Source organism: Ramlibacter sp. (assembly GCF_028292805.1).
GTDB lineage: Bacteria > Pseudomonadota > Gammaproteobacteria > Burkholderiales > Burkholderiaceae_C > Ramlibacter.
The window spans coordinates 1-3,916 of the sequence record NZ_JAQGLS010000036.1 but is presented as its reverse complement, the minus strand read 5'-3'; the positions used below and the strand labels follow the sequence as shown (position 1 = coordinate 3,916).

Below are 3,916 nucleotides of genomic sequence, written 5' to 3'. Positions count from 1 at the left end.
CGCAACCGGCTGCAGGCGCCGCCACCGGCCGATTGCGTGATCGCCAACGACGGCACGCTGGAGGCGGCCGGCGCGGCGCTGCGCGACTACCTGCTGCGGCTGGCGCGCTGAGGCCAGCGCTCAGGCGACTGCGGGCTGGCGCGCGGGCCGATGCAGGCAGGCCCGCTCCAGCACCGTGCGAAAGTGCGCCCAGCCCGGCGTGGCGCGGCCGGCGATCTTGGCCTGGTCGTCCCAGCGCCGCAGCGCGATCGCGTCGATGGCATGCGGCTCGCACAGGAAGCGTTCGAGCTCGGCGGGACTGAAGGCGCCGCCTTGCAGGGCCAGCGAGCGCAGCGACGCTGGCGAGAGCCGGTCGCGGTAGCCCGGCTCGGTCGCGCACAGGTAGCGCTTGGCGGCCACGTGCAGGCGGATCGGCTGGAGCACCGCCTCGGGCTAGTCGCGGCGCAGGAACGGCAGCGTCCGGTACTCGTGCAGGTCGTCGCGCGGCGCGCTGGCATCCTCGCGCGTTTCCAGCAGGTGGCCCAGGTCGTGCAGCAGCGCCGCCGCCACCAGGCTGGCGCTGGCGCCGGCGCGCTCGGCCAGAAAGCCGCACTGCAGCGCGTGCTGCTCCTGGCTCAGGGCTTCGCTGCCGTAGCGGGCCGCGCCTTCAGCGGCGTCCAGGCGCAGGATCTGGTCGACGGTCAACGGCATGAAGGCTCCTAGATCAAGGTCTTGCGGATGCGGGCGGACACCAGGTCGATCAGGCTGACCGTCACCACGATGATGATCATCACGGCGCAGGTCTGGGCGTACTGAAAGCCGCGGATGATTTCCCACAGCACCACGCCGATGCCGCCCGCGCCCACCATGCCCACCACCGAGGCCGAGCGCACGTTGGCCTCGAAGCGGTACAGCGAGAACGAGATCCACAGCGGCAGCACCTGCGGCAGCACGCCGTAGCAGATCTCCTCCAGCGCGCTGGCGCCGGTGGCGCGGATGCCTTCGACCGGTTGCGGATCGATCGCCTCCACCGCTTCGGAAAACAGCTTGGCGAGGCTGCCGGTGGTGTGGATCCACAGCGCCAGCACGCCGGCGAACGGCCCCAGCCCCACGGCCACGATGAACAGCATCGCGAACACCATCTCGTTGATCGCGCGGGCCGCGTCCATCACCCGGCGCACCGGCTGGTAGACCCAGGCCGGCACCAGGTTGGACGACGACAGCAGACCCAGCGGCACGGCGCACAGCACCGCCAGCACCGTGCCCCACAGCGCGATCTGCAGCGTCACCACCATCTCACGCAGGTAGCTGCGCCAGTCACGCAAATCGGGCGGAAAGAAGCTGGACGCGTACTCGGCCATGTTGCCGGAGTCGCGCAGCAGGTCGAGCGGGCGCATGTCGGCGCCGCGCCAGGAGCCCGCCAGCAGCGCCAGCAGCAAGCCCCAGGCGGCCAGCACGGGCAGGCTGGTGCGCGATGGCTGGGGCAGCGCCGGCGGCACCACGGCGAGTCGGGCTTGCACGGTCACGGCGGGGTTCCGTTCAGAGCTGGCTGGCGAGTTCGGCCAGGCGCTGGTCGATGTCGGCCAGCCTGGCCTGCTTCGCGCCAGCGGCGACGTTGGTGTCGGCTTCGAGCTTGTTGCGCTCGCGGAACAGCTCCAGCTGGCGGATCGGGATCAGCTGCGCGTTGCTGGAAGGCTTGAACGCGGACAGCCTGGACACCTTCATCAGGTTGTCGCGCTCGGCCTGCCCGCCCTTGCCGTAGTTGTAGAGGAAGGACTTGATCTTCTGCTTGGTGGCTTGGGGCACGTCCTTGCGCATCACCAGCGGGTCCAGCGGGATCAGCGGCGAGGTCCACACCACGCGCACGGCGGCGAACTTCTCGGGTTGCCGCTCGCGCAGCTTTTCCAGGTTCTCGCTGTTGTTGGTGGCCACGTCGACCAGCTTGTTGGCCACGGTCAGCGCGTTGGTTTCGTGGTTGGCGCTGCGCGCCACCTTGAAGGCCGTCTTGGCGTCGACCTTGTTCTGCGCGAACACGTAGTAGCTGGGCACCAGGAAGCCCGAGGTGCTGTTGGGGTCGCCGTTGCCAAAGCTGAGCGACTTGCTGTTCTTCAACACGTCGTCCAGGGTCTTGAGCGGGCTGTCCTTGTGCACGATCAGGTGCGAGTAGTAGCCCTGGGTGCCGTCGGCGTTGACCATCTGCGCGAACACTTCGCCGCCGGCGCGGTCGACGGCTTCGGCGGCGGACTTGTTGCCCATCCAGGCCAGGTGCACCTTGTTGAAGCGCATGCCTTCGATGATGCCGGCGTAGTCGGAGGCGAAGAAGGCGTTGACCTTCAGGCCGGTCTGCCTGGCCATGTCGTCCAGGATCGGCTGCCAGTCGCTGCGCAGGTTGGTGCTGGACTCGGTGGAGATGAAGCCGAAGTTGATTTCCTTGAGCTCCTGGGCGCCGGCCAGCGTGAAGGCCAGGCTGGCCGCGAGGCCGGCGGTGATGTGCTTGATCATGGGAATGCTCCTTGAAAGGGAATGGGGTCAGGCGGCGTGCGCCAGCGGCGGGATCCAGCCGCTGGCCGGGGCCTTGCCCGGTTCCTGCAGGCTGGTGATGTGGTCGCCGAGCGCCAGGATCTCGTCGGCATCGGCGCCGTACAGTTCGCGCAGCAAGGCCGGGGTGAGCGCGGCGGAGGCGCCGTCGTACACCACCCGGCCGTGGTGCAGCGCCACCGTGCGCGGGCAGTACTTCATGGCCACGTTGACCTGGTGCAGCGAGACCACCACCGTGCAGCCGTCTTCCTGGTTGACGCGCGCCAGGATGTCCATCACGCGGCGCGACGACTCCGGGTCGAGCGAGGCGATCGGCTCGTCGGCCAGCAGCACGCGGGCGCCCTGCACCATGGCGCGGGCGATGGCGGCGCGCTGCTGCTGCCCGCCCGACAGGGTGGAGGCGCGCTGGTTGCAGCACTCGGCGATGCCGACGCGGGACAGCGCCTCGATCGCGCGGGTCTTCTCGGCCGGCGTGAACCAGCGCAGCAGGCTGCGCCAGGCCGGCACCCGGTGCAGGCTGCCAGCCAGCACGTTGACCAGCACCGGCAGCCGGTCGACCAGGTTGAACTGCTGGAACACGAAGCCCATGCCGGCACGCACGCCGCGGATGTCGGCGGCGATGCGTCCGTCGCGCTGCACCGTGCGGCCGTGGATCTCGATCGTGCCGGCGCCGGCGTCGGCCGCCATCAGGCCGGCCATGTGCCGCAGCAAGGTGGACTTGCCGGATCCGGAGGCGCCGATCAGCGCCACCATCTCGCCGGGCAGGATGTCCAGGTCGACGCCCTGGAGTGCCTTGCGGCCCGAGTCGAAGGTCTTGTCGATTCCGCGCACGCGGATGGCTGCATCCATGAAAGCTCCTGGTTGGCTTGGGCGGATGCTCGCCCACGCGTGTGACGCTTTGATGGCAAGCCAGGCAAAAGAAAAGCGCCCCGTGGGGCGCTTTCTTCTGGATCTCCCGCCTGCGCGGGGATGAAGGGCGTAGCGTTACTTCGCCACCACCCGCACCATCTCCAGACACTTGTTGGAGTAGCCCCATTCGTTGTCGTACCAGCTGACCAGCTTGACGAAGGTGGAGTCCAGTGCGATGCCGGCGTCGGCGTCGAAGATCGAGGTGCGGGTGTCGCCGCGGAAGTCGGTGGCCACCACCTTGTCTTCCGTGTAGCCCAGGATGCCCTTCAACGCGCCTTCGCTCTGCGCCTTCATTTCCGCGCAGATCTCGGCGTAGGTGGCCGGCTTTTCCAGTTCCACGGTCAGGTCGACCACCGAGACGTCGGAGGTCGGCACCCGGAACGACATGCCCGTGAGCTTCTTGTTCAGCTCGGGAATCACCACGCCGACGGCCTTGGCGGCGCCGGTCGAGGACGGGATGATGTTTTCCAGGATGCCGCGGCCGCCGCGC

General features: G+C 68.9%; 3 protein-coding genes and 2 pseudogenes. All 5 read right to left on the bottom strand.

What is annotated here, in order from left to right; genetic code table 11:
* Window positions 1-120 precede the first annotated feature (120 nt).
* Window positions 121-690: pseudogene (locus tag JWP65_RS01915) on the bottom strand (HD domain-containing protein).
* A gap of 8 nt (window positions 691-698) precedes the next feature.
* On the bottom strand, window positions 699-1,481 hold the full coding sequence (gene phnE / locus JWP65_RS01910; protein WP_299759817.1) for a phosphonate ABC transporter, permease protein PhnE: 783 nt from the start codon (window positions 1,479-1,481) through the stop codon (window positions 699-701).
* A 37-nt stretch (window positions 1,482-1,518) separates the two neighbouring features.
* Complete coding sequence (gene phnD / locus JWP65_RS01905) at window positions 1,519-2,481, bottom strand: phosphonate ABC transporter substrate-binding protein (RefSeq protein ID WP_299759815.1); 963 nt, start codon at window positions 2,479-2,481, stop codon at window positions 1,519-1,521.
* Between the two features lie 27 nt (window positions 2,482-2,508).
* Window positions 2,509-3,366, bottom strand: a complete 858-nt coding sequence (gene phnC, locus JWP65_RS01900; RefSeq protein ID WP_299759813.1) for a phosphonate ABC transporter ATP-binding protein — start codon at window positions 3,364-3,366, stop codon at window positions 2,509-2,511.
* Window positions 3,367-3,501: 135 nt separating this feature from the next.
* Window positions 3,502-3,916, bottom strand: a pseudogene (locus tag JWP65_RS01895) (type I glyceraldehyde-3-phosphate dehydrogenase); the annotation flags it as partial.

Coding starts and splice junctions, on each gene's coding strand:
- phnD (WP_299759815.1), bottom strand. CDS start 2,481: ATGATCAAGCACATCACCGCCGGCCTCGCGGCCAGCCTGGCCTTCACG.
- phnC (WP_299759813.1), bottom strand. CDS start 3,366: ATGGATGCAGCCATCCGCGTGCGCGGAATCGACAAGACCTTCGACTCG.